The 25,203-nt window shown below is 42.5% G+C and carries 23 protein-coding genes and 1 pseudogene; 16 read left to right on the top strand and 8 right to left on the bottom strand.

Features of this window, described 5'->3' with window-relative positions; translation table 11 throughout:
• Positions 1-368: 368 nt before the first annotated feature.
• The 3 genes from aciT (at position 369) to FTV50_RS12960 (ending at position 1,914) form a co-directional block, all read left to right on the top strand.
• Complete coding sequence (gene aciT, locus FTV50_RS12970; protein ID WP_078190616.1) at positions 369-701, top strand: AciT family ciprofloxacin tolerance protein; 333 nt, start codon at positions 369-371, stop codon at positions 699-701.
• A gap of 156 nt (positions 702-857) precedes the next feature.
• Positions 858-1,337 carry an SCP2 sterol-binding domain-containing protein gene (locus FTV50_RS12965; RefSeq protein WP_078190615.1) on the top strand — a complete coding sequence of 160 codons (480 nt, stop codon included), beginning with the start codon at positions 858-860 and terminating at the stop codon, positions 1,335-1,337.
• A 67-nt stretch (positions 1,338-1,404) separates the two neighbouring features.
• A complete protein-coding gene (locus FTV50_RS12960) occupies positions 1,405-1,914 on the top strand; it encodes a hypothetical protein (RefSeq protein WP_180024655.1) in 510 nt (169 codons plus the stop codon).
• Positions 1,915-1,978: 64 nt separating this feature from the next.
• On the opposite strand, the gene dtd is transcribed toward FTV50_RS12960, so the two are convergent.
• Positions 1,979-2,419, bottom strand: coding sequence for a D-aminoacyl-tRNA deacylase (gene dtd / locus FTV50_RS12955; protein WP_180024654.1), 441 nt, complete (start codon positions 2,417-2,419; stop codon positions 1,979-1,981).
• Between the two features lie 229 nt (positions 2,420-2,648).
• On the opposite strand from dtd, the gene FTV50_RS12950 reads away from it, so the two are divergent.
• The 5 genes from FTV50_RS12950 to asd all read left to right on the top strand — a co-directional run bounded on the left by FTV50_RS12950 (position 2,649) and on the right by asd (position 8,057).
• Positions 2,649-4,166, top strand: a complete 1,518-nt coding sequence (locus FTV50_RS12950; protein WP_180024653.1) for a catalase — start codon at positions 2,649-2,651, stop codon at positions 4,164-4,166.
• 185 nt (positions 4,167-4,351) lie between these two features.
• Entirely contained in the window at positions 4,352-4,852 is a 501-nt protein-coding gene (locus FTV50_RS12945; RefSeq protein WP_078193253.1) for an ankyrin repeat domain-containing protein, read from the top strand.
• Positions 4,853-4,998: 146 nt separating this feature from the next.
• Complete coding sequence (pncB, locus tag FTV50_RS12940; RefSeq protein ID WP_111885113.1) at positions 4,999-6,207, top strand: nicotinate phosphoribosyltransferase; 1,209 nt, start codon at positions 4,999-5,001, stop codon at positions 6,205-6,207.
• Positions 6,208-6,360: 153 nt separating this feature from the next.
• The gene (locus FTV50_RS12935) at positions 6,361-7,209 is read left to right on the top strand and encodes a sulfurtransferase (protein WP_180024687.1); all 849 of its coding nucleotides are present in this window, start codon (positions 6,361-6,363) and stop codon (positions 7,207-7,209) included.
• Positions 7,206-8,057, top strand: a complete 852-nt coding sequence (gene asd / locus FTV50_RS12930) for an archaetidylserine decarboxylase (protein WP_078190610.1) — start codon at positions 7,206-7,208, stop codon at positions 8,055-8,057. Before FTV50_RS12935 ends, asd begins: the two co-directional genes overlap by 4 nt.
• Before the next feature lie 144 nt (positions 8,058-8,201).
• Here asd and FTV50_RS12925 read toward each other — a convergent pair whose 3' ends face one another.
• Together FTV50_RS12925 and argS are read right to left on the bottom strand one after the other, a co-directional pair.
• Positions 8,202-8,801, bottom strand: a complete 600-nt coding sequence (locus tag FTV50_RS12925; protein WP_078193250.1) for an SPOR domain-containing protein — start codon at positions 8,799-8,801, stop codon at positions 8,202-8,204.
• Between the two features lie 244 nt (positions 8,802-9,045).
• Positions 9,046-10,836, bottom strand: coding sequence for an arginine--tRNA ligase (gene argS / locus FTV50_RS12920; RefSeq protein WP_180024652.1), 1,791 nt, complete (start codon positions 10,834-10,836; stop codon positions 9,046-9,048).
• 177 nt (positions 10,837-11,013) lie between these two features.
• On the opposite strand from argS, the gene FTV50_RS12915 reads away from it, so the two are divergent.
• Entirely contained in the window at positions 11,014-11,301 is a 288-nt protein-coding gene (locus tag FTV50_RS12915; RefSeq protein WP_372491143.1) for a DUF2798 domain-containing protein, read from the top strand.
• Positions 11,302-11,360: 59 nt separating this feature from the next.
• Here FTV50_RS12915 and FTV50_RS12910 read toward each other — a convergent pair whose 3' ends face one another.
• From FTV50_RS12910 to FTV50_RS12895, 4 genes are all read right to left on the bottom strand, one after another.
• A complete protein-coding gene (locus FTV50_RS12910) occupies positions 11,361-11,954 on the bottom strand; it encodes a hypothetical protein (RefSeq protein ID WP_180024651.1) in 594 nt (197 codons plus the stop codon).
• Positions 11,955-12,060: 106 nt separating this feature from the next.
• Entirely contained in the window at positions 12,061-13,371 is a 1,311-nt protein-coding gene (locus FTV50_RS12905; protein ID WP_180024650.1) for a DUF445 domain-containing protein, read from the bottom strand.
• A gap of 26 nt (positions 13,372-13,397) precedes the next feature.
• Positions 13,398-13,955 carry a hypothetical protein gene (locus tag FTV50_RS12900; protein ID WP_078193246.1) on the bottom strand — a complete coding sequence of 186 codons (558 nt, stop codon included), beginning with the start codon at positions 13,953-13,955 and terminating at the stop codon, positions 13,398-13,400.
• Positions 13,956-14,014: 59 nt separating this feature from the next.
• Positions 14,015-14,554 carry a DUF924 family protein gene (locus FTV50_RS12895; protein WP_078190604.1) on the bottom strand — a complete coding sequence of 180 codons (540 nt, stop codon included), beginning with the start codon at positions 14,552-14,554 and terminating at the stop codon, positions 14,015-14,017.
• A 210-nt stretch (positions 14,555-14,764) separates the two neighbouring features.
• On the opposite strand from FTV50_RS12895, the gene gshA reads away from it, so the two are divergent.
• Positions 14,765-16,342 (top strand): glutamate--cysteine ligase, encoded by a 1,578-nt coding sequence (gene gshA / locus FTV50_RS12890; protein WP_180024649.1) that lies wholly within the window; start codon positions 14,765-14,767, stop codon positions 16,340-16,342.
• 21 nt (positions 16,343-16,363) lie between these two features.
• The gene (locus FTV50_RS12885; protein WP_180024648.1) at positions 16,364-16,891 is read left to right on the top strand and encodes a disulfide bond formation protein B; all 528 of its coding nucleotides are present in this window, start codon (positions 16,364-16,366) and stop codon (positions 16,889-16,891) included.
• A 69-nt stretch (positions 16,892-16,960) separates the two neighbouring features.
• Here FTV50_RS12885 and FTV50_RS12880 read toward each other — a convergent pair whose 3' ends face one another.
• Positions 16,961-18,292 (bottom strand): alpha/beta hydrolase, encoded by a 1,332-nt coding sequence (locus FTV50_RS12880; protein ID WP_180024647.1) that lies wholly within the window; start codon positions 18,290-18,292, stop codon positions 16,961-16,963.
• Between the two features lie 243 nt (positions 18,293-18,535).
• Between FTV50_RS12880 and FTV50_RS12875 the strand changes: the two genes are divergently transcribed.
• The 5 genes and pseudogenes from FTV50_RS12875 to FTV50_RS12855 form a co-directional block, all read left to right on the top strand.
• Positions 18,536-19,135, top strand: a complete 600-nt coding sequence (locus tag FTV50_RS12875) for a YqiA/YcfP family alpha/beta fold hydrolase (RefSeq protein ID WP_180024686.1) — start codon at positions 18,536-18,538, stop codon at positions 19,133-19,135.
• Positions 19,136-19,321: 186 nt separating this feature from the next.
• Positions 19,322-21,202: a DNA topoisomerase IV subunit B gene (gene parE, locus FTV50_RS12870; RefSeq protein ID WP_180024646.1), complete on the top strand. Its 1,881-nt coding sequence runs from the start codon at positions 19,322-19,324 to the stop codon at positions 21,200-21,202.
• Positions 21,203-21,575: 373 nt separating this feature from the next.
• A complete protein-coding gene (urtA, locus tag FTV50_RS12865; RefSeq protein WP_180024645.1) occupies positions 21,576-22,862 on the top strand; it encodes an urea ABC transporter substrate-binding protein in 1,287 nt (428 codons plus the stop codon).
• A gap of 95 nt (positions 22,863-22,957) precedes the next feature.
• Complete coding sequence (gene urtB, locus FTV50_RS12860; RefSeq protein WP_180024644.1) at positions 22,958-24,592, top strand: urea ABC transporter permease subunit UrtB; 1,635 nt, start codon at positions 22,958-22,960, stop codon at positions 24,590-24,592.
• Between the two features lie 4 nt (positions 24,593-24,596).
• Positions 24,597-25,079 (top strand): annotated as a pseudogene (locus FTV50_RS12855) (urea ABC transporter permease subunit UrtC); the annotation flags it as partial.
• Positions 25,080-25,203 lie beyond the last annotated feature (124 nt).

Below are 25,203 nucleotides of genomic sequence, written 5' to 3'. Positions count from 1 at the left end.
TTTATGCCAAGAATTCAGCTCATCCGATGAACGGTAGAAGAAAATTGTCGATAAAAACAACGATTAACAGCATTCGAAAAATTAATTTTTTTAGCCTAAAACCAGCTGTTTTTTTTGTAATGACACTCGAAACGAGATGCCATCATTGTTCTAGAAATTCTTTAAAAAGAAAAAATGTAATGACAAAATAATGTTGCGACAAGGTGTGTCGCATTAACAAAAAACGAGACTTTTTTTATGCAAAAAACTCAGCATAATGCTTGCAAGAGATTGAGATCGACCAAATCTATTTACTGAAGATACAGTAGTGAGACGGCTCAGCATCCTGTAAGACAAGAGATGTCAGTTGTCAAATGACGGAGGTTTTTATGTTAACAGCGAATTTAGCAACAATCGTTGGCCTGAGCTTGGTATCGGCGGCTGTGATTGCTGTTTTCTTCTCGCCTTATCGTCGCTGGTTAAGTTTTATGCTGGCGGGGATGCTGGTGTGGGGACTCATTGAAGTGATTCGATTTGGCACACAAACCATGTTTGAATTATCAGTGACTTATAGTTATTTAACGGCATTAATGGCCGCAATGGTGGTATTCACTTTAGTATTGTTACGTGAAGACCGCCGTGCAGAGCGTGCGATGGCAAAGCGCCAATGTATAGAGCACACGCCTGTATATGATGAAGAACAGCAATGTTCGAGCCGATAAGTGCCAGAACAAAATTTCAATGAAAATGCGCCTAAGGGCGCATTTTTTTATGAACGCATTAGTCCGATTTGAGATACAAAGCCTTACTTCTCAAAAGCCAAGTTATGGTAGGATGAAGCCAGTCAATTTTCCAACAATTACAATAGGCTTTAAGTCATGAAACTATCATCAATTCCTGTCGTAAAACTACCTTTAGTTGATGTCAGCACGGATCCACTTGATTTACTCGTGGCAGGTTTAGCGCTTCGTATGAAACAGCTTGCACGTACTAGCCCTAAATTCATTGAATTGGTTCATGAACGTCAATTCCGCATTCAAATCGGCACGGATTTAGGTGTTGCACGTCAAATTATTGTAAATAACGGACAGATTGATACTGTTTCAGGCGATGCTGAAAAAGCAGACTTTATTTTGCAATTTGCGGACAGCGAACAGGGCGTGAAAACCCTAATGAAAGGTGACCCAACAGCATTTATGACGGGTATGCAAAATGGCAGTATTAAAATGGAAGGTGATTTTGGTCTACTGGTTTGGTTTAACCAAGTGGCGAAGTTAATTCCACCTAAACTTCCAAAACCGGTTAAAGAAAAAATCAAAATCGCACGTGCGTTTATTAAAGAGAAAACCGGTAAATAAATTTAATTTTAATTGAAATTTAACGCTTTTTTGGTAACAATACCTCCGCTTTTTAGGGGGTATTTTTATGAAAAAATTAATTACATCGGGTTTAATTGCCGCATCATTAACAATGACAGGTTGTGCAAGCATTATTTCGGGGTCAACTCAAACTTTAACCTTTAAGTCAGTGCCAGATGAAGCATCGATTTCGATTACAAATAAAGCTGGAGAAAAAGTACATACTGGCATCACACCTGCAACTGTAACTTTAAAACGCGGTACAGGATATTTTAAACCAGCAGCTTATGAAGTAACGTTCAAAAAAGATGGTTTTCAAACAAAAACTGTGCAGGTAACAGGGACAGTAAATGGTTGGTATGTAGCCAATATTATTTTTGGTGGATTAATTGGTTTATTAATTGTTGATCCAGCTACTGGTGCAATGTATACATTGAATCCCGCTGATGTAAATGCTGTTTTAGACGCAAATCAAACAACAACGTCAAAGAAAAATGAGCAATCATTAACAGTTATGCTTGTGAAAGATATTCCAGTAGATATGATGCAACGCGCAAAATTAATTACAACGCTGTAAAAGCTGAGATTTAATTTAAGTAATAAAAAAGCCCTCAACTGAGGGCTTTTTTATTACTTCGTTTTTATTCAATTTCTAAATTAAAAGTGACCGGCCCATCATTGACCAAATGCACTTTCATGTCGGCAGCAAAGATGCCTGTTTGTACATGGTCATATTGGCTCTTGGTGTAATCGACCAGCTGTTCATACAGTGCTTTGGCATCGCTTGGCGGCATGGCAGGGCCAAAATCAGGGCGCAGGCCTTTTTGCGTTTGTGCCATCAGAGTAAATTGAGACACCAAGAGGATACCACCGCCAGCTTGACTGACATTCCAGCCCATCTTGCCTTGTTCATCATCAAAAAAACGGTATTTCAATATCTTATCGATCAGTTTTTTGCCCTTTTCTAAATCGTCAGCTTTACCAAGTCCTAAAAACACTAAAATACCGTGATTGATTTCACCCGTGATCTCACCATCGACCACCACTTTGGCTTCCAAAACACGTTGTAACAAGGCCCGCATAACTTCTTCCGAGTAGAAAATTGAACATAGGGCAGGGATTGTAGCAAAGACAGCATTCTTTCGAAGCGATGTTTAGAAAATTTTGGGCTCAAACATTTGAAAATGAACTGTATATTTTTTATAAATCTAATAATACGATTGAATTTATAAAAATAATCTGTTTTATCTATTTATTAAGTATCAGTATCTTTGCGGGGCAGGAAAGGTATTTAACAGAGAGATTAAGACGATGTTTAAGCGTTCTTTATTGGTTGCGATGTTAGCAACAGCAACAGTGGCGACTCAAGCAGCGCCATTAACAAAAGACAATGGTGCACCAGTAGGCGATAACCAAAACTCGATTACTGCGGGTCCAAATGGTTCAGTTCTACTTCAAGACGTACAATTGGTTCAAAAATTACAACGTTTTGGTCGTGAGCGTATTCCTGAGCGTGTGGTACATGCCCGTGGTACAGGTGCGTATGGTGAATTCGTTGCAACTAAAGATTTATCTGATCTCACCATTGCTTCATTGTTCAAAGCAGGTACTAAGACTCCAGTTTTCTTACGTTTCTCGACTGTAATTCACGGTAAACATTCTCCAGAAACTCTACGTGACCCGCACGGTTTCGCGATCAAGTTCTATACGCAAGAAGGCAACTGGGATTTAGTGGGTAACCAAACTCCAGTCTTCTTCATTCGTGATGCAATTAAATTCCCTGACTTCATTCACGCAATGAAGCCAAGCCCAATTGACAACGTTCAAGACGCGAACCGCGTATTTGACTTCTTGTCTAGCCAACCATGGGCAACCAACATGTTGACTTATGTGTATGGTAACCAAGGTGTTCCAACTAGCTACCGTGAGCAAGATGGTTTCGGTGTACACGCATTCAAACTGTACAACGACAAAGGCGAATATAAATACGTGAAGTTCAACTTCCGCTCTAAACAAGGCGTGAAAGGTCTGAACGTTAAAGAAGCGATGGAGCTGCAAGGTAAAGACTTCAACCACTTAACCAACGATCTTTACAAAAACATCAACGCGGGCAACTTCCCGAAATGGGATCTTTACATCCAAGTGTTAGATCCTAAAGATCTCAACAGCTTTGATTTTGATCCGCTAGATCCAACTAAAATCTGGCCAACGAACTTAGTTCCAGAAACTAAAGTGGGGACTTTAACGCTGAATCGTATGCCAAAAAACTTCTTCAATGAAACTGAACAAGTGGCATTGGCTCCAGGTAACTTAGTTCCAGGTATCGAGCCATCAGAAGACCGTCTGCTGCAAGGCCGTATCTTCTCTTACTCAGATACTCAAATGTACCGTTTGGGTGCGAATCACCAGCAAATTCCAGTCAACCGTCCGCTTGTTGCTGTTAACAACAACAACCAGGATGGTTCTATGAATGTTGGCGGCACTTCATCGAACGTGAACTACGAGCCAAGCCGTAAAGAGCCTAAAGCTGCTACTGAGAAAGCACGCGCTGTTCAAACTCCGCTGACAGGCACAGTTCAACAGATCGGTACCAAAGAGCAAAACTTCAAGCAAGCGGGTGAGCTTTACCGTTCATACACTGCCAAAGAAAAAGACGATTTAATCATGAACTTGGCTGCGGATCTTGGCAACGTAAAAGATTCTGAAACCAAGCACATCATGTTGTCTTACTTCTACAAAGCAGATGCAGACTACGGTATGCGTATGACTAAAGCAGTAAACGGCAACCTTGCAATTGTAAAAGCTAAAGCAGCACAACTGAAAGACTAATTTCGATCAGTCGGAAGGATTGGTAACTAGGGTCTAGAACGTTACCTCAAAAAAGTCCTATGAAGCTCCATACCTTTCCTGCACCCTAGGGGGAGTTTCATAGGCACTCCTTAAATATTCATTTTTTTTAATGAAATGAATTGTTTCCAATTCAATTCTACATTCGATTTCTGTTGGAGTTCATCATGAAAGTTATGCAACATTTGACTTTAGCCAGTCTTCTAGCGTTTGGTTCCGCATTCGCAAACGTGGCAATCGCGGAAGATATCTCCCCCGCTAAAGCAACTGCAAGCGATCAGATGACCTCACAACAGGAATTGATCGCAATTTTCTTTGCTGCAGCCAAAACTGGCAATGAAGAAGTCATCAATGAATTTCTTAAGCACGGTTTTCCGGTCGATGTGCGCAATGCTTCGGGTTTTACACCACTGATGATGGCGACCTATTATGGTCATCAAAATATTGTGACTCGTTTGCTAGAACAAGGTGCAGACCGCTGCGCACGTGACAATAAAGGCAACACCGCATTGATGGGTGCCATGTTTAAATTAGAATGGGCGATTGCAAAGCAATTACGCCAAGTGGATTGCGATGCAAATGCCAAAAAAATGGGGCAAAAGACTGCAGAACAGTTTGCGCGTGAATTTGGTCAAGAAGAAAAATATCGACAGTTACTCAAAAAATAGTGAGCTTGATCGCGCTCAGCTTCAGCAAAAAAATTGAAAAAAGTCGATGAATCGCGGTGATTTATAAGTTATTCCACTAAATCAATCGGCTTTTTATCAATAAAGTATGCTTTAATGCAAAGAGTTGATAAAAACTGAAAGTCTTTATGTCTCCAATCATCCAATCCTTATTAGACACAGATCTGTATAAATTCACCATGCTTCAGGTGGTGTTACACAAATTTCCGCAAACCCATAGTGTGTATCACTTTCGTTGCCGTAACTTGGATGATACAGCCTATCCACTGGTTGAAATTTTGGATGATTTAAACATGCAGCTCGACATGCTTTGTCAGTTGAAGTTTAAAGAAGATGAATTGCAGTATTTACGCAGTTTACGTTTTATTAAAAGCGATTTTGTTGATTATCTTGAATTATTTCAGCTTAAACGCCGTTTTATTAAAGCGGGTATTGATGATGAAGGTCGACTGGACATTTGGGTAGAAGGCCCAATGGTTCAAGCGATGATGTTTGAAATCTTTGTTTTAGCCATCGTCAATGAATTATATTTCCAACGTATTCGTACACCAGAAGTTTTAGCCGAAGGTGAGCGCCGTTTGCAACATAAGATTGCCTTGCTGAAGCAGTATGAAGCACGGCAAAATCCAAATGATCCACCATTCTTGGTCTCTGATTTTGGCACGCGTCGTCGTTATAGTTATGCATGGCAAAAGCATGTAATTGAAGAATTAAATCAGGCTTCACCGTATATTTTCCGCGGTACAAGTAATGTTCTGATTGCCAAAGACTTGAACATTACTCCAATTGGTACGATGGCGCATGAGTTCCTACAAGCATTCCAAGCGCTTGATGTTCGTCTACGTAACTTCCAGAAGTCTGCGCTAGAAACATGGGTGCAGGAATACCGCGGTGACTTAGGAATAGCCTTAACGGACGTTGTCGGTATGGATGCGTTCCTACGTGACTTCGATTTGTACTTTGCCAAACTATTCGACGGTTTACGTCATGACAGTGGCGACCCGTATGAATGGGGCGATAAAGCCTATGCACATTACAAAAAGCTTAAAGTCGATAGCAAAAGTAAAATGCTGACCTTTAGTGATGGTCTAAATATCGAAAAAGCGTGGGATTTGCATAATTACTTCAAAGACCGTTTCCAAGTTAGCTTTGGTATTGGCACCAACTTGACCAATGATATGGGACAAACTGCGCTGAATATCGTACTGAAACTGGTTGAATGTAATGGTCAATCTGTGGCAAAAATTTCAGATAGTCCGGGTAAAACCATGACGGATAATGATACTTTCTTAGCGTATCTACGTCAGGTGTTTGACATCTCTGAAGTTAGCGCTTAAACACAGCATTAGATAAAAATAAAAAAGCCGAATCAATGATTCGGCTTTTTTATATCTAAAATATTGCTAAAGGAATGCAAAAATTCAGAATAATAGTGAAAATGACTTATGCTAAGATCGAATTTAATCGCACAAAATACAACACGAACAACGATGACAGCATCTACACTGAATTTTGGTCTGCTGATTGAAGCGGAAGAATTGGTTCCACATCTTGGTAATGAAAAACTACGGATCGTCGATTTGAGTCGTCGTTCGGTTTATGACCAATTGCATATTCCACATGCACTGCATGTGCAGCCGAAACTGTTAGTGCGCCAAGAAGAACAAGCGATGGGGCTATTACCTGACCAAGCTGGCTTAGAACAGCTCATTCGCTATCTGAATATCAGTCCAGAACATCATGTAGTAGTGTATGACGATGAAGGTGGGGCATGGGCTGGTCGACTGATTTGGAACTTACATTGCCTCGGTTTTGAAAATACCAGTCTCCTCAATGGTGGCATCCATGCTTGGCTTGGGGCAGGCTTACCGACCTCGTCTGAAATTGAGCAATTTGAACCCGTGAGCCCATTGGTTGAAGTAAGTGCAGAGGCGCGTGCTCAGTATCAAACAAACTATGATGAGCTATTGGCTCGTGTACAGCAGGAGCAGATCCAAGTATGGGACTGCCGTACCGAAGATGAATATACAGGCTTACGTTTGGCTGCGCGACGCGGCGGTCACATTCCGGGGGCACGACATTTCGAATGGAGTACTGCCCTTAACCGAGAAAATCATTTAAAATTGCATCCTTTAGAACGCACACAACAACGCTTAGAACAATTGGGATTCAATTTAAACGAACCCGTGGTGGTGTATTGTCAGTCCCATCATCGGTCGGGCCTAGCTTATATACTGGGACGTTTACTCGGTTGGAATATTCGAGCTTATGATGGTGCGTGGAGCGAGTGGGGCAACCGACTCGATAGTCCTGTGATCACCGGAGAGTTGCCGTCTTGAGCCTTACATCTCAGTTAAAAAAACAAATTTTTATTCAAGCTCAGCGTGTTGTTCCACAGCACAAATTATCACGTATCGTGGGTAAATTGGCTGCAAGCGAAAACCCTGTGGTGAAAAATGCCGTGATTACCGCATTTAAAGCGCAGTATGGCATCGACATGTCGATTGCTGAGCAAAGCAATGCCTTAAAATTTAAATCCTTCAATGAATTTTTCACTCGCTCTTTAAAAGAAGGCGTGCGTGCAGTCGATGCTGATCCATCCAGTGTTGTTTCACCTGCAGATGGTGCGATTTCACAACTGGGTAAAATTGAAAATGGTGATGTATTTCAGGCCAAAGGCCAGAAGTTCACTGTTGAAAACCTAATTGCCGATCCACAATTGGCTGAACCCTTTAAAAATGGGCAGTTTGCTACGGTTTATTTGTCACCAAAAGACTACCACCGTGTACATATGCCATTTGCAGGGACATTGACAGAAACTTTGTATGTACCGGGTGAATTATTCTCTGTAAACCAAACCACTGCTGAAAATATTCCGGGTTTATTTGCCCGTAATGAACGTATGGTTTGCTTATTTGATACAGAAGTCGGTCGTATGGCGGTTGTATTAGTGGGCGCAATGATCGTGGCAGGTATTGAAACCGTGGCTACAGGTAAAGTTAAACCGACAGGGCGTTTGGAACTCAATCAACACGATTTATTCTTAGAAAAAGGTGCAGAATTGGGCCGTTTTTATTTAGGTTCAACAGCGGTAGTGTTGTTTGAAGAAAACAAAATGCAATGGGATGCGACCTTTAAAGCCAACTCGACTGTGGTGATGGGCGAAGCTTTAGGGCATACCATTTAAGCAATTCCCTCTCCTTTTAGGAGAGGGTTAGGGAGAGGTTTTTGAGCTAAGCTGATGTATTCAAAAAAGAATCCCTTCTAACCTCCCTTTATTAAAGGAAGGAATAAAAAAAGCGCCTTCAGGCGCTTTTTTTAATTGCAAAATTTAGCGTTTTACGACAATCGAGTCGATACTGCTATGACGTAAAGTTTGCTGTGCAATCACAGCAGCTTCTTGTGAATCATAGGGGCCAGACACGACGCGATACCAAACTTTGCCATTTTCATTACTTTGGATCACATCGGCAGATAAGCCATTTAAAATAATTTCTGCACGACGGGCATCGGCTTGGTCAGGGTCATCATAGCTACGCACTTGCAAAATATAGCTTGCAGGGGCAGGTGTTGTTTCTGTGGCTTCAATACCCGGCTCAGTCGGTGTAGTGGTATCCGTTTCAGGTGCTTCAACGATCACCACGGTTTCTTTGGTATCTGTTTCAGGCACAGCTTGATCTGGAATCGGGGTGACTTGTTGCTGAGGCAACAGATCATAAAAACGGTAATCTTTATTGGTTTCTTCTTGGTAGTGTTCAGAGGTAATTTGACCTTTCGGTTTTACCGGCTCCCATGGTTTCCATAACATCAAGGCCACCAAGAAACTCAACACGATTAAAATGATCACAAGTGTACCTAACCATGCAGGAATCAATGGCTTTTTAGGCTGATTTGGCCGCTCTGATACACCGCGTTGCGTTTTTCCAAACACGAGGAAACCTCTTTAATTGTAATTGTTACGAACCTAGTGGGAACTGACCCAAAACCAAGTTCTGATTATTATATATTACATGACTGTCATGCTGTTTATGTTTAATTTTCACAATTTCAACATCTTCAATTTTTCATAAAATGATGACTGAATATCCATGAAAATACAGGCTCATAAAGAGCCTGTATAGGCGTCAATGTATATGGTCATACATGGACGGATTCTAACGTATGCTAAGAATGGCTTACATTGATTCAGGCGCACTCACACCCAATAATTCAAGACCATTGCGTAAAACTTGCTGTACATTTACAGACAGTAATAAGCGCGCTTGAGTCAGTTCTGCATCATCACCCAAGACTTTATTTTCGTTGTACCAACCATGAAACAACGCCGCCAACTCTTTCAAGTAGTTACCCACTTGGTGTGGTTCATAGCTGTTTGCAGCACGAACCACAATTTCAGGGTAAGCCGCAAGTTTAGCAAGAACTTCAGTTTCAGCTTCTAACTCAAGTTTAGCTGCAAATTGACGTGCAGCTTCAGCAGAGAATTGAACGTCTGTCGCAGCGGCTTTTTCGAGCATACGGCAGATACGTGCGTGTGCGTATTGGATGTAGTACACCGCATTGTCTTTGCTTTGAGACACAGCAAGGTCTAAGTCGAAGTCAATGTGTTGTTCTGATTTACGCATGACATAGTAGAAACGAGCAGCATCGTTACCTACTTCTTTACGTAAGTCGCGTAAAGTCACGAATTGACCTGAACGAGATGACATTTGAACCATCTCGCCGCCACGCCATAGGCTCACAAATTGAACCAAAAGCACCGTCAATTTTTTAGAATCATAGCCAAGCGCATCAATCGCTGCTTTCACACGTGCAATATAACCGTGGTGGTCTGAACCCCAGATATCCACGATATCGGTATAGCCGCGTTGTAGTTTATTTAAGTGATAAGCAATGTCGGATGCGAAGTATGTAGTTTGACCATTACGACGTTTCACAACACGGTCTTTTTCATCACCAAAATCAGTTGATTTGAACCAGATGTTGCCATCTTTTTCGTATAAGAAACCACGTTGATCGAGCATTTGTAATGCTTCATCAATTTTTTCAGTCAAGGTTGCTTCGCTGAACCATTGATTGAAAGTCACGCCAAATTCACCGAGGTCATCTTTAATGTCATCAAGAATGGCTTTCAGCGCAGCTTGATGGAACACACGGTAACCCGCAGCCAAATGGTTTTGTGAATTATGAATTAGGCCATCAATGTGTTTTTCTTTATCGCCTGAAACAACGACTTTATTGCCTTCGCTATCGAGTTCAGCGGCATATTGCACATCTTCTGGAACATCTTTGTAGATGTCGGCAACAGGGCGTACATAAGCATCGCCATCTTTGTCGATAATGCTTTGTGCGATTTCTTTAACGTAGTCGCCTTGATATGCATTTTTAGGGAAGACCAGTTGTTGACCGGTCAATTCTAAATAACGCAAGTAAGTCGATGTCGCCAAGATATCCATTTGACGGCCAGCATCGTTGACATAGTATTCACGGTCAACTTTAGCACCTGTTGCTTCAAGAAGATTGGCAACGGTCATACCGTAAGCTGCGCCACGACCATGACCAACGTGTAGGCTAGACGTTGGGTTGGCTGAAACGAATTCCACTTGAACACGTTTTTCAGCATTGGCCTGTGTACGACCGAACTGATCTTTCTGAGCTTGAATTTGGTCTAAGACAGCAAAACGTTGGTCAGCATTTAAAAAGAAGTTAATAAAGCCAGGACCTGCAATTTCTGCTTTGCTGATATCTGCGACTTCTGGAAGATTTGCCAGAATTTTTTCGGCTAAATCACGCGGCTTCATACCTGCAGCTTTAGAGGCAATCATGGCAATGTTTGACGCAAAGTCACCGTGGCTTCGGTCTTTGGTTCGGGTCAAATTGCTAGTATTGTTCCAGTCAGTTGGGAGTACACCTTCAGCTTGAAGGGATTGCACTGCATGATCGAGCGCTGCTTGTATTGCCGTATTCATAATCAGTCGAAAAATAAATGTCGCAGAAAAACGGTAAATATAGCAAATTTCAGGCTCTTTAGGTGAACCCATTTGTTGCGAATAAAAAATATTCGATAAAAGTGAAGCATTGCTTATATCGAAGTAAAACGATATAAGTGGTTTAGCGATTCAGGATCACTGCTCGAGTATATGGACATGTCACAACCTACCCCTAAAATTTTTGGCAATGTGCCGAAGTTAGCTGCACGCTGGGCGCTGATTATCGTGCCGTTTATTTTATCCTGTCTGATGAGCGGTATTATTTCGTTTATTAATATGCTCAGAAATTTAGGGTGGTTTGAGGGATTTCTGACTCTATGGCTGCATAATTGGATGATTTCATGGGCAATTGCTTTTCCCATTGTACTGATTTTATTGCCATTTGTTCGAAAGTTTACAGGCCTGCTGGTTGATATGTCAGGGCCACAGCCACCTGCAAAATAAGCGTGCATGTAAGTCACAGTTGAGTAAAACGGTGACTTACTGCATTTCGCTTTAAATATTTATAGGCTATCGCGACAACTTACTGCTTTAGAGAGTAATTCGGCTTTGTTGTTTTGGAAGGTATAGAGTTTTGAGGAATTAAACACTTTAATGACTTTGGCCTGAGCGACAGCGGTTTTAAAGCTTTGGAACTTTTGCTGATGGGCTGTCTCAAACGGATTTCCAAAGTTTTTATTGTCGAGCAGAATTTGAATTTGCCCCACATTTGTATCATGTGCTTTTAGGATCTCTTGGCCATCCGCGTTGCTTATACTGAAAGTTGGGCGCTGAGTGCTGATTTTGCAATTTAATTTGAAGCTCAAAGTGAAATTATCTGCCGATTTATTTTTGAGGGTAGATGTGCCTTGTTGATCATTTTCAATATAGATCCACTGATTTTTCGGCATATTGGTCAGTAGGGTTTCTAACTGTTGTTGGGTACTTTTGCTGATATCGACTGTGCCTTTTTTATCGATTTCAGGGGCTTTTTCTTTACCGAGCACGGCCATTACTTTGTCGGTGACTGTGCTGCTGGTTTTAGAAATGGTCTGACAAGCGCTTAAGCTACTGATGATCAGAATGAAAGGTAGTGTATAGATGGCAGGTAAATGCATAGATTTTATTGTTCTATTAAATTTTCGGATCGGCAAAGTTTAACGGTTCTACGCATAAAGCTCAAACCTGCGGCCAATCTCCTTTGAGGAGGACTGCTGCAGGCGGCTAAAGCAGCCATTCTACACAGGCACGAATAATCCCCAGTGCGAGGCCAATAAAACCACCGACCACGACACCATTGACTCGAATCATATGCAAGTCGCCACCGACTTCGTTTTCGATCTTATCGATCATTTCACGTGAGTCCCATTCATGTATACGTTCACTGATAAACCGAATGACTTTTTCGCTGTATTGATCAGAGAGATTGATGGCAATATCACTCATTTTTTCATTCAACAATTGGCGTACAGCGACGTTAGAGACAATATTTTCGCCCACTTGTTGAATGGCGACGCGTAGGTTTTGTGCAATGCCAGAGTTCGGCTTTTGTAGATCAGATTTAATCGCATCACATAAAATCACAACAGCGCCGCTTAAAAAGTTAAGCATTTGTGGGCTGTCTAATAAAGCGTCCTTGGTGCTATTCAGGCGTTGGCTGGCAACACTCTGATTGTCCGCCAGTTGCTGCATAAGCTGCTGTGCCATGTCTTCGATTTTACGGCGCCACGGATGTTCATGGTCAGCAAGCATGGACTCGACACGACTGACCAGTGAATCAATGGTGCGCTGCTGTACATCAATACCAATCCAGCTTGCACCTTTGGCGAGCTTCCAAACCCCGAGTTCTTTAAACAACTGACGTGATAAATCACGGGTTTGTTCAGGGTGCTGTAACATCCAGTCATGGGCTAAATCTAATCCACGTTGCAGGACATCTTGATGGAAATCATTTTCTAAAACTGCCCGCAGCATTTCACTGGCAAGATGGTTGACTTGCGTATTGCGTACCCATTGCACGCTGTTATTTTGGATAAAGCGTCCAATTTGTTCCTGACCGACAAATTCGAAAATTTTCGGTACCGTTTGCTGAATGACTTGAGTCACTTGCGCATTATTGTGCGGATTGGCCAACCATTTCCCGACGGCAAGAGAGAGATCCGTCTCCGCTAAACTTTTTTCAACCACTTGTGGTGAAAGAAAATTTTCCTGAACAAAGCGGCCCATGGACTCAGCAATGCGCGCTTTATTGCGTGGAATAATTTCTGTGTGGTCACGTAAAAATTTAGGAATCGGAATATGACCAAAGGGATTGCGAAATAAAACGGTTATCGCATACCAGTCTGCCAAACCACCAACCACGCCAGCTTCTGCTGAAAGCATCAAAATATGAATGAGCCAAACATATTCGGGCAGCAATTTAGCTGCGATCATCAATGCAATCCACGCCAGCACCGCCACCACCAAAGCAATGGTGGCGAAGCGTTTACTGCGTTGCAGACTAGGTGAAACAGCGGGCTGTTCAGTTGGGCTCATCAATGATCGGGTCTCTATGGGTTGACTTATTTAGAGGTGGGCTCAGCGGCTACAGGCAAAGGATTTCCTTGGCTGTCTAAACCATATTTAGCTCCGAGTGACTGCAAAATCAAGCGAGCATCAAAGGCATCCTGAGGGGCTTTGGCACGATCTTTATAGCAAGTAATACTGTAGGAAACTTGAGTTGGATCGAGTGTAACCACCTGTGGAACGTCATAAAACGGGCCTGGCCAAAATCCGGGATGGCGACGATAATAGCCATATGGATAAGGCATTGGGTCTGGGTAAATCACCGCTTGGCGCGGCGGTTTTTGACTCCGATTACTCGGGTCATCCATGACTTTAAAATATTGAAAGCCATTGTGTAGGGTGGTTTGAGCGGCTTTAACCAAGGTGATTTCTTCGGCAGTACCATAGCTCATATTGGGTCTAGCTTGGAAGCTAATCCGATAGCTTTGAGCATTTAATGGTGTCGCAGAATATTGACCGAGTTGTTCAAAGGTCAAAGGTTTTGATGGGGTTGTGGCACAGCCAGTTAAACCGAGTGCTGCGGTTATGGCTGCTGCGATAATGAGTTTGTTCATGCGCATACTCCTGTTTAATCGGTTCATGGCAAGGGGAGATACTGGCCAAAAGCCGTCAATTAAAAGCTAGAATTGGGCTGGGTTAAAAACTCCAATTCCTCTGCTGTAGATGTTCTGCCCAATACCGCATTGCGATGCGGGTAACGTCCAAATCGATCGATAATCACTTTATGCTTTTTTTCAAATTCTAAGTTGATCGGATTGCCCAGTTGCTCAAATAATTTTAACGCGCTTTGATGGATTTTTGTCGATTCGCTATGCATAAAGGGCATATATAAAAATGAGCGCTGTTCAGGGCTTAATTGTAGATCTAAACCCTGCGCGATGGCTTCTTGTGCAAGCGCCAAAGCCAGTGCATCTTGGGCAAAAGCCAAGCCAGAGTCACGGAATAAATTTCTAGAAAATTGATCTAAAACAATAATTTCAGCCAATCGACCTTCGGCAGTAGTACGCCATTGCCACAGTTCTGCTTGACTGGCCGCTTGATGGATGTCTTTAAACTTTTTTTCGATTAAAACATCAAAATTATTGCTTTTAGCGAACCAATTGGGCTGATTTTCTGGGTTAAACCAAAATTCGAGAATATCTTGATAATTCATAAGTTTTAAGCATTATTAGCATATATTTGTTTATAAAATCACAAATTTCAAATGTCATATAGAGTAAGTTTGTGATAAAAAATTGCCAAAATAAAATCACGGTTTGTCTCAAAACTATACAGTGGGTCATATGCCCACTTCAAATCGCGTTATACTGATATAAACTGATGATTTTATTTTAGTAGTTTCTTCCATTTAAGCGAGATAGCAATGAGTCAACCCGAATCGACCTCTCAAGACATTTTACCGACTTGGGTAGATTCTTCGCTGATTAAAGGAATGTTGCGCGGTATTGAGCGTGAAAGCTTACGTATGCAAAGCAACGGTTTCTTGTCTCAGGCCGACCATCCCCAAGCCTTGGGTGCGGCATTGACTCATCCGCATATTACGACAGACTATTCTGAAGCTTTAATGGAATTTATCACGCCACCAAAAGAAACTATTACAGAGGCGTTGAACTATCTGCAAGATATTCATGCTGTTGCGCATACGCATTTGGAACATGGTGAAAAACTTTGGCCGTTGTCGATGCCATGCATGTTGGATAAAGACGAAGACAGTATTCGTTTAGCGCAATATGGCAGCTCGAATATTGGGCGCTTTAAAACCTTGTACCGTCGTGGTTTAGGGGTGCGTTATGGTCGCCGGATGCAGACCATTTCAGGGGTGCATTATAATTTATCCTTCCCAGATCATTTCTTTGAAGCACTTCAACAGCATGAAACTGACGACGCCCTCAAGGCATTGAGCTTACAGGATTATCGCAGTCATCGTTATTTCGGCCTGATCCGTAATTTTATTCGTTTAACGCCATTGGTGATGTTTTTGGTTGGGGCGAGTCCGTCGGTGTGTAAATGTTTTATGACTGGACGTGAACATCAGCTGTTACCGCTCTTAAAAGGCACGCTATTTTTACCCTATGCAACGGCGCTGCGTATGGGAAATTTTGGCTATCAAAATTCAGCACAAAAACAGTTAGGGATTCACTACAACGACATTCAGGCGTATTTGGAAGGTTTGCAAAAAGCGGTGCATACCCCGTATGCTGCATTTAGTCATTTAGGTTTAAATGATGAACAGGGTGAACCGATTCAAATTAATGACCATGTGTTGCAAATTGAAAATGAATACTACAGTTTGGTTCGTCCGAAACAAGTGCCACAGGATGGTGAAACACCGTCTGAAGCCCTGCAAAATCGTGGCGTAGGTTATGTTGAATTACGCGCGGTAGATGTCAATCCTTATAGCCCGATTGGGATCAATGAAGACACGGCAGGCTTGCTCGAAGTGGTGGCTTTGTACTGTTTATTGCAAGACAGTCCAGCGTTGTTAGATGCCGAACAAAATGAAATTGAGAAAAATCAGGCGGAAGTGGTAAACCGTGGTCGTGCGCCAAACGCAGTGATTTTACAGCAAGGTCAAGCGGTTCCAATTGAAACATGGTGTCGTACACATGTTGCTGCGATGCAACCGTTGGCTGAATTGCTGGATGATTCTTACAATACAGATATTTACACTCAGGCAATGGCTGTGATGCAATCACGCATCGATGAAGTCGATGAAACATTGTCGGCACGTATGATTAGCGATACTTTAGAACAAGGTGGAACTTGGGGCTTTGGTAGCTTTATGGCCTTACAACATGCTGAAGTGTATGAGCAGCATGTCTTGAGCCCTGAAACTGCTGCATACTTTGCACAAGCTGCTGAGCAGTCTTTAGAAAAACAGGCTGAACTTGAGCAAGACTGTACCTTGAGTTTTGAAGAATATTTGAAAAACTTCAGATAAAAAATTTTAAGAGGATTTACCATGAAATGGAGTTTCCGCTTCGTGAGTGGTTTGTTGTTTTTAGCCAGCGTGATCGGTATGTCTTTTGCGCTGTTTTTAGAACATGTACAAGGCTTAGAACCTTGTCCGTTGTGCGTATTCCAACGTATTGGTTTGATTGGACTTGGCATCATTTCATTGATTGCATTGATTCACAATCCAGCATCGAATTGGGGTAAACGCATTTACGCATTGTTGGGGATACTATCAATTCTTTGGTCTGCTGGGGTGGCTGCGCGTCATATTTGGCTGCAAAATTTACCGCCAGACAAAGTACCGAGCTGTGGCCCAGGACTGGATTATTGGGTAGAAACGCTGCCGTTAAAATCAGTCTTTGAGCAAGTACTGACCGGCTCTGGTGAATGTGCCAAAGTGGATTGGACCTTCTTGGGACAATCTTTACCGGTTTGGTCATTGGTGTTTTTTGCGGTCTTAACTTTGCTTAGCCTTTGGCAGTTATTACGTAAATACCCAAGCAGACCAGTGCCACGTTTACGTGATAAATTTTAATTTAGTGATACATAAAAAAGCCCTCAGTTGAGGGCTTTTTTTTATGAGTCTGCATGGGGGAAGTTTACCTTAGGTCAGGGCAATGCCTTCCATACTTTCCAAGTCCATCATAAATTCATAAATGTGGTCACAAGCTTTATCGTCATTATTTGGATAGAACCAATGCACGATTTGCTCGGCCACTTGTGGATGATGCTGAATTTCAAAATGGTTCAGGCCATAAAATATTGCTTTATGTGAGTCAGGTACTTTTAATTGGTAGCGTGGGTTTGGGTGTTCTCCTAACGCACTTTTCACACTGACCAAGTAATCTCCAATCACATGTCGCGTTTTATTGCGACGATGTTCATATTCGATGGTCCCTGCCACGAGGTAGGTATTGATATGCGATGGAATCGGGGCTGGTTTACGGTTGTCGTCCATGAGTCCAATACGGACATCATTATGTTCCCAATCATCATCACGCACGCTGCCATAGCGCAAATCTAAAATGCCGTTACTGCGAATATTCACCACGTGGCCCACGATTTTGACCAAAGGGAAACGCCCCAATTGATCTTGCAGATGAAATCCGATACGTTCAAGCACAGCACCATGATGTGGTGAGCCCAAGCAGACTAGATTTTCGACTTGATGAATCCATTGATACATATTTTGTTTGCCATAAAAAATGGCACTACGGGACACTAAGCCCCCCATACTATGACCAATTAAGTCGATACTGGTAATACCCGGGTTGCGACGGACCAAATCTTCTAATGTATTGGCAAGGCTGCGACCATTGGTCGAGATACGACGACCCGTGTTGTAATTTAAATACAGCATGGTGTTATGGTCACGTTGAGAAAGTAATTTTTCACCAATGCCGCCATATTTGGCTGTCGACCATGACAGATGATTCATGCACAGCCCATGAATTAACAGGGTAATACGACCGTTTAATTCGCCTTTTTGTACCGCACCATAATGGTCGTAAACCACCATCGGTAAGGCCATCGGGTTGTGATATTTCAGTAAATAGTCACCCAGGACCCCATTCAGCGCACCTACTAGAAAATGTAAAGACGGGGTAAGGGGTTTGTCGTGTAAGCGTGGGAATTTTTCAATAATGCTACGCAGCGTCGGTGCGAGTAAATAATTGCCATAATTGAAAAAGGTGTTGTAAGAAAATTCATAAATCCGTGCAATGGTCGGCTGCTTATGAAAGGCTTTCGAGCCTTGTTCGCTCATTCCAAAAATACTGATTAAAATTTCACGTTGAATGTTTTTGATCAAGTCATGCACGACATCACTAAAACGCATTGTCACGAGTTGTGCCAAACCTTCCAGCACATCTGCTTGACTGGGTGGCGTGCGGTCCCATTTACAATAGGTTTCATGCAATGGTGTTAAGCTAGGCATAATGTTCCTATCCTTACATTCAATGCTATCCCTCGATTGTATTTATTACTGGAATAGCCTGAAGTTTCATTGTTTATTTTATAAAATTCTCACGAACAGCTTTTACAATACCGATAACAGACCTGTCGGTGAATGCCTTTTGTCTGACAATTTTACTAAAAATTCAAATTTAGAAAATGTGACGCAGTTAGCACTTATATGCCACTTTTAAAGCAATTTAAAGATCAATTTGGAATCAAAATGATGAATATTGTGTATTTGCATGGTTTTCAAAGTAACTCAAATTCGGTGAAAGGGCAGATATTGCGGCACTATTGCGCAGACTTAAATGGTGTGCACGTGCATTTGCCAGATTTGAATATGCCACCACTACAGGTAATGCAGCAGATGTCAGAGCTGATTGAAGGTTTGGATAATGTGGTTTTGGTCGGTAGCAGTTTAGGTGGCTTTTATGCGACGCAGTTGATGGCACGCCATCACATTCCTGCGGTGCTCATCAATCCTGCGGTCTATCCATGGCAATTATTTCGTGATTTATTTGGTGAGACGGCATTGCCTTATCAGGTGACTGAAACGTGGTGCTTGGATGATGCACAGCTCAATCAAATGCAGGCTTTGGCTGTATCTAAGGTTGAAAATGCAGATCAACTGTTGGTCTTGCTCCAACAAGGTGATGAAACCTTGGATTATCGTGATGCCACTAGGTTTTATAGTGCGGTTCAAGCCGGCACGGCTATGCTGATCACTGAGGTGGGTGGAACGCATGGCATGGATAACTTTGCAGAAAAAATACCGATGCTCTTGCAGTTTTTATCCGATGCTGTCAAAAATATGCCTAAATAAAATGATCCAATACAAATGCTGACCAGCTAGATTCAACATACACAAATAGGCAGTTACGACATCATTTGACGTTTAAATTGTTTAAGAAAATGGCGGCTGATCGCAAGAGATATGCATTTTAATAAAAAAGCATATACTGTAGCGCTTGAAGAAATGTTTTAACCAAAAAGCAGGGAATTTTGCAACGTGACGCAATATACGGCTCAATCACTTGAAGTTTTATCTGGCCTAGATCCGGTACGTCGCCGTCCGGGTATGTATACAGACACTACACGACCAAACCATTTGGCGCAGGAAGTGATAGATAACTCCGTCGATGAAGCGCTTGCAGGTCATGCCAACAAAATTACTGTGACGGTTTATAAAGATGGTTCTTTGTCGGTAGAAGACAATGGACGCGGTATGCCTGTTGATATTCATCCTGAGTATGGTCAAAGCGGGATTGAAATTATTCTGACCAAATTACATGCCGGTGGTAAGTTCAGTACCGATAACTACCAATTTTCAGGTGGTTTACACGGTGTGGGTATTTCGGTGGTGAACGCACTGTCAGATCGTGTTGAAGTGGAAGTTCAGCGTCAAGGCAATCTATATAAAATGGCCTTTGAACATGGCGTTCCTGTGGCACCGCTTGAGGTGTTGGAAGGTAAATGCGCTAAACGTGCAACGGGTACTACCGTGCATTTTTGGCCTGAAGCCAAATATTTTGATTCGCCTAAATTTGCGCTGAAAGCCTTAAAACACAACTTAAAAGCCAAGGCTGTTTTGGCGGCAGGCTTGCAGATTATTTATATCGATCAAATCAACAACGAAAAGATCGAATGGCAATTTGAAAATGGTCTGGTCGACTATTTGATGGATGAGCTACAAGACCGTGACATCGTTCCTGTTCCTGCATTTGTGGCGACTGGTGAAGCTGAACGTGCCAGTGCTGAATTTGCCATTTGCTGGAACGTTGAAGGCGGCGAACAGATTCAAGAAAGTTATGTCAATTTGATTCCAACTGCGCAAGGCGGTACACATGTCAACGGTTTACGTTCGGGTGTGACAGATGCGATTCGTGAGTTCTGTGAATTACGTAACTTGTTGCCGCGTAATATGAAGCTGTCTGCCGAAGATGTGTGGGATGGTGTCAACTTTATTCTGTCTTTAAAATTCCAAGAGCCACAATTTTCGGGTCAAACTAAAGAACGACTTTCAAGCCGTGAAGCCTCTAGTGTGGTGTTAAATATTGCCAAAGATGCCTTTGCACTGTGGCTGAATCAAAACTCCGATATTGCTATGCAACTGGCAGAAATGGTGATTGCCAAGGCCGGTCGCCGTTTAAAAGCTGCGAAAAAAGTTGAACGTAAAAAGATCGTTTCCGGCCCAGCTTTGCCGGGTAAACTGGCTGACTGTGTGGGCCATACCCTCGAAGAATCAGAACTGTTTATTGTGGAAGGGGATTCAGCGGGCGGTTCTGCCAAACAAGCACGTGATAAGAACTTCCAAGCGATCATGCCGATCCGTGGTAAGATTTTAAATACTTGGGAAGTGTCTTCAGACGAAGTTTTGGCATCGCAAGAAGTACATGATATTGCGATTGCGATTGGTGTAGATCCGGGTAGTGATGACTTATCTGAATTACGTTATGGCAAAATTTGTATTTTGGCCGATGCCGATTCAGACGGTCTACATATTGCGACGTTGCTTTGTGCTTTGTTCGTTAAACACTTCCCAACTTTGGTGGAAGAAGGGCATTTGTTTGTGGCAATGCCACCACTGTTCCGTATTGATGATAATAAAGACGTTCATTACGCGCTGGATGAAGATGAACTAGAAAGCATCTTAAAGAAATGTAAAACCAAAAATCCTCAAATCACACGATTTAAAGGATTGGGTGAGATGAACGCGAGTCAGTTGCGTGAAACGACTATGGATCCCGATACACGTCGTTTAGTGCAACTGGACTTGGATGACGTACAGTTTACTTCAGGTTTACTCGACAAATTATTGGCGAAGAAGCGCTCTTCAGACCGTAAACATTGGTTAGAGCAGAAGGGTAATTTGGCCGATTTGGCGGTTTAAAATTGCAATAAGAAAAAAACCACGCAAGTGGTTTTTTTTGCTTTAAATTTAGGAAAAGCTGCATGATTTGTGTGCTAATACACCGTATTTTTTGAAAAACGTCGCAAAATTGTTCAATTATAGGTCAAGTGTTGGATACAAGTTTGTATGCATCTTTGCGGTGATTTTACGGTGTTTGAATATACCCATAAAAAATTACAAGTAAGTTTTTTTAGCGTAAATATATGAAAAATAATATCTAAAAATAAATAAAAGCACTCAATCAAAATAAAAAATAAGGCTTGGCACAGTTATTGAATTGCTCTGTTGTGATGAAAGACAACAAATGCATTTTAAAAATGTGACTTACAAGCTTAGGTTGGGAGTGTGAATAATGTTTCAACGCAATGTATTTGCTAAAAGTATTTTAGCGGCAACGATGACTGGGGCGATTGCTTTAACGGGCTGTTCAAAACCTGCAGAAGAAAAAACAGAAAGCGCTGCATCTGAACCAAAAGCCGCTGCAGCAAGTGGTGACACCATTAAAGTTGGGATCTTACATTCGCTGTCAGGCACGATGGCGATTTCAGAAACTTCTCTTAAAGATACGGCCTTAATGGCGATTAATGAAATTAATGCCAATGGCGGGGTATTGGGTAAAAAACTAGAACCTGTGGTGGTTGATCCGGCATCGGACTGGCCACTATTTGCGGAAAAAACCCGTCATTTGATTACCCAAGACAAAGTAGCCGTGATTTTTGGTTGCTGGACGTCGGTATCTCGTAAGTCGGTTTTACCCGTGGTTGAAGAATTAAATGGCTTATTGTTCTACCCTGTTCAGTATGAAGGTCAGGAACAGTCTAAAAATATTTTCTACACAGGCGCTGCACCGAATCAGCAAGCGATTCCTGCTGTTGAATACCTGATGAGTGAAGAGGGCGGTAAGGCAGAACGCTTTGTACTGTTGGGCACAGACTATGTTTACCCACGCACTACCAACAAAATCTTACGTGCATTCTTGAAGTCGAAAGGCATTGCCGATGCAGACATCATGGAAGAATATACCCCATTTGGTCATAGCAACTATCAAACCATTGTGGGCAATGTGAAGAAGTTTGCGGCAGGGAAAAAGACTGCTGTGATCTCGACCATTAACGGCGATTCAAATGTGCCGTTCTATCGTGAATTGGGCAACCAAGGCATCAAAGCTGCGGATATTCCAGTGATGGCGTTCTCTGTAGGTGAAGAGGAATTACGCGGTATCGACACTAAGCCGCTGGTCGGACACTTGGCATCGTGGAACTACTTCATGTCAGTGAGAAATCCAGTGAATACTGAATTCACCAATAAAATGAAGCAGTATGCCGTGGAATACAAACTGCCAAATGCCGATAAATTTGTGACCAATGACCCGATGGAGGCTACCTATGTCGGCATCAATATGTGGAAACAAGCGGTAGAAAAAGCAGGAAGCACAGATGTCGATAAAGTGCGTGAAGCTATGGCCGGCCAAGAATTTAAAGCGCCATCGGGCTATACCTTGCAAATGGATGCGTCGAACCATCATTTGCATAAACCAGTCATGATTGGTCAGATCCGTGCCGATGGTCAGTTTGATGTGGTACACAAAACCGCAAAAACCATAGCTGCAGAGCCATGGAGCCCGTACATCCCTAAATAATTCAATCCGAATGCCTGCTGCCATTGTGTAGTGGGCATGTTTTGATGTGATCCCTAGATGGGGTTGTTCTATTACTCAATAGGGATGCTTATAAGATGAAAAAATTACGCAATTTCCCGATCCTTTTTCTATTCCTGAGCCAATTATTCTGTCTGCAAATCGTGCATGCAGAAACTGCAGCGGATGTGGTGTCTACGGTGCAATCTGTGCAGCAAGGTGACGCCATTCAGCAATTTGTTCGCGGTAGTTTTACCGAGCGCCGCAGCTTACTCAATCAATGGCCGGGCGATATTGAATCCTTAGATCAGTTGGCCGCATTGGTCGAAAAAGACCAGTTATATAGTGGTCAAAGCGGTCAAACCTATATTTTAGAAACTGACGAAAAATTATTGAGCTATCCTGATTTGCAAACCGTGATGGATTGGCCTGCCGATTTATCTCAAGTCACCTTGGTGAATACCCTTCGTAAAGCCTTAACGTTTGCGCAAGCGAAAGAAAAGCTGCAATCGGATGATTTAAACCAACGTTTAGATGCGATTGATATTTTAGAAAATAACTTGGCTGAGTTGGATGTTAAAAATATTAATCAATTGTATTTAAATGAAAAAAATAACAAAGTTAAAGCCCGTTTAGCGCAGCTCAAAGCACGTTTAGACTATCAAAACCCCGATGTATTACAAAAAATACAGGCGGCCAAAGTGCTGCAAGATTCTAACCGTCCCGATGTGTTGGCAATGGTGGAGCAGGAATTACAACAAGCCAATCTGCATCCCGAGTTAAAAGCTGCACTGACAGAAGCCAAGAGCAATATTAAAACCCGTATTCAGGCCAGTGAATGGACTGGACATGTCTTTTCAGGTCTCAGCACGGCCAGTATCTTATTGCTTGCGGCGTTGGGCTTAGCCATTACGTATGGTCTGCTAGGCGTGATTAATATGGCGCATGGTGAACTGATCATGATCGGGGCCTATACCACGTATGTGGTGCAAAGCCTGTTTAAGAGTTATCTCAGTAGCTATGTCGACTGGTATTTGATTGCCGCGATTCCTGCTGCATTTTTTGTTAGTGCTTTGATCGGCATGTTGATTGAACGTACCGTTATTCGTCCCTTGTATGGCCGTCAATTGGAAACACTATTAGCCACCTTTGGTGTGAGCTTAATTTTGATGCAAGTGGTGCGTATGGTTTTTGGTGCTCAGAACGTTGAGGTGTCGAATATTTCATGGCTGTCAGGGGGCATTGCTGTGACACCGAGCCTGATGCTGCCTTATAACCGTATTGCCATTATTGGTTTTACCATTGCGGTACTGTTGTTGCTGGTTTACTTGCTGAATAAAACCCGCTTTGGTTTATTTGTTCGTGCCGTCACGCAAAACCGTCAAATGGCACAGGCCGTAGGTATCCGTTCTAGCCGCATTGACATGATGGCTTTTGGTTTAGGTTCAGGGCTTGCAGGTCTTGCAGGCTGTGCCTTAGCACAAGTCGGCAATGTCGGTCCTGACCTAGGACAAAACTATATTATCGATGCGTTCTTGGTGGTTGTGGTTGGCGGTGTTGGCCAAGTATGGGGCGCAGTACTGGCGGCCTTAGGTTTAGGTGTCAGTGGCACAGTGCTGGAAATCGGCATGGGTGCGGTTTTAGCGAAAATTATTCTACTGGTTCTTGTGATTTTGTTTATTCAAAAACGTCCACAAGGTTTGTTTGCCATCAAAGGCCGTTTTGTGGAGTAAGCGCATGAAAATCACTTCGTTATTATCGGATAAACCCTATAGCGGTATGGCGATTGCCGTGTGCTTTGCCATTTTGCTGATTTTGCCTTGGTTACATGTATTGCCAGCCGATTCAGCACTGCATTTATCAGCGTATTGGGTCACGCTCATTGGCAAGATTATGTGTCTCGCATTGGTGGCATTGGCCTTAGATTTGGTTTGGGGCTATGCCGGCATTTTAAGTTTGGGACATGGTCTGTACTTTGCCTTGGGCGGCTATGCCTTCGGTATGTATCTCATGCGTGAAGCGGCAGGCGATGGCTTACCCGATTTTATGCGCTTTTTGAGTTGGACCGAGCTACCGTGGTACTGGATGGGTACTGAACATATCGTGTGGGCATTGGCTTTGGTGGTTTTAGTTCCGGGATTGATTGCCTTCATTTTTGGCTTCTTTGCCTTTCGCTCCAAAATTAAAGGCGTGTATTTTTCAATTATTACCCAAGCCCTTTGTACACGACAAAAAAAGATAACTCATTGAAATAATGGCATAATACTTGTTTTCTGACGACGAATATGATGACACATTTCAATGAGTTACATCTCATCTTAAACAAATATCTAAAGTGGAACAA

It is taken from the genome of Acinetobacter sp. YH1901134 (genome assembly GCF_013416965.1).
Lineage (GTDB): Bacteria > Pseudomonadota > Gammaproteobacteria > Pseudomonadales > Moraxellaceae > Acinetobacter > Acinetobacter amyesii.
Note: the sequence above shows the minus strand (reverse complement) of the source record. Positions and strands in the feature narration are given on the sequence as shown.

Bases quoted from the DNA above. Each gene is read 5' to 3' on its own strand.
- aciT (WP_078190616.1), top strand. From the start codon at position 369: ATGTTAACAGCGAATTTAGCAACAATCGTTGGCCTGAGCTTGGTATCG.
- FTV50_RS12965 (WP_078190615.1), top strand. From the start codon at position 858: ATGAAACTATCATCAATTCCTGTCGTAAAACTACCTTTAGTTGATGTC.
- FTV50_RS12960 (WP_180024655.1), top strand. From the start codon at position 1,405: ATGAAAAAATTAATTACATCGGGTTTAATTGCCGCATCATTAACAATG.
- dtd (WP_180024654.1), bottom strand. From the start codon at position 2,419: ATGCGGGCCTTGTTACAACGTGTTTTGGAAGCCAAAGTGGTGGTCGAT.
- FTV50_RS12950 (WP_180024653.1), top strand. From the start codon at position 2,649: ATGTTTAAGCGTTCTTTATTGGTTGCGATGTTAGCAACAGCAACAGTG.
- FTV50_RS12945 (WP_078193253.1), top strand. From the start codon at position 4,352: ATGAAAGTTATGCAACATTTGACTTTAGCCAGTCTTCTAGCGTTTGGT.
- pncB (WP_111885113.1), top strand. From the start codon at position 4,999: ATGTCTCCAATCATCCAATCCTTATTAGACACAGATCTGTATAAATTC.
- FTV50_RS12935 (WP_180024687.1), top strand. From the start codon at position 6,361: ATGACAGCATCTACACTGAATTTTGGTCTGCTGATTGAAGCGGAAGAA.
- argS (WP_180024652.1), bottom strand. From the start codon at position 10,836: ATGAATACGGCAATACAAGCAGCGCTCGATCATGCAGTGCAATCCCTT.
- FTV50_RS12915 (WP_372491143.1), top strand. From the start codon at position 11,014: ATGTCACAACCTACCCCTAAAATTTTTGGCAATGTGCCGAAGTTAGCT.
- FTV50_RS12910 (WP_180024651.1), bottom strand. From the start codon at position 11,954: ATGCATTTACCTGCCATCTATACACTACCTTTCATTCTGATCATCAGT.
- FTV50_RS12905 (WP_180024650.1), bottom strand. From the start codon at position 13,371: ATGAGCCCAACTGAACAGCCCGCTGTTTCACCTAGTCTGCAACGCAGT.
- FTV50_RS12900 (WP_078193246.1), bottom strand. From the start codon at position 13,955: ATGAACAAACTCATTATCGCAGCAGCCATAACCGCAGCACTCGGTTTA.
- FTV50_RS12895 (WP_078190604.1), bottom strand. From the start codon at position 14,554: ATGAATTATCAAGATATTCTCGAATTTTGGTTTAACCCAGAAAATCAG.
- gshA (WP_180024649.1), top strand. From the start codon at position 14,765: ATGAGTCAACCCGAATCGACCTCTCAAGACATTTTACCGACTTGGGTA.
- FTV50_RS12885 (WP_180024648.1), top strand. From the start codon at position 16,364: ATGAAATGGAGTTTCCGCTTCGTGAGTGGTTTGTTGTTTTTAGCCAGC.
- FTV50_RS12880 (WP_180024647.1), bottom strand. From the start codon at position 18,292: ATGCCTAGCTTAACACCATTGCATGAAACCTATTGTAAATGGGACCGC.
- FTV50_RS12875 (WP_180024686.1), top strand. From the start codon at position 18,536: ATGAATATTGTGTATTTGCATGGTTTTCAAAGTAACTCAAATTCGGTG.
- urtA (WP_180024645.1), top strand. From the start codon at position 21,576: ATGTTTCAACGCAATGTATTTGCTAAAAGTATTTTAGCGGCAACGATG.
- urtB (WP_180024644.1), top strand. From the start codon at position 22,958: ATGAAAAAATTACGCAATTTCCCGATCCTTTTTCTATTCCTGAGCCAA.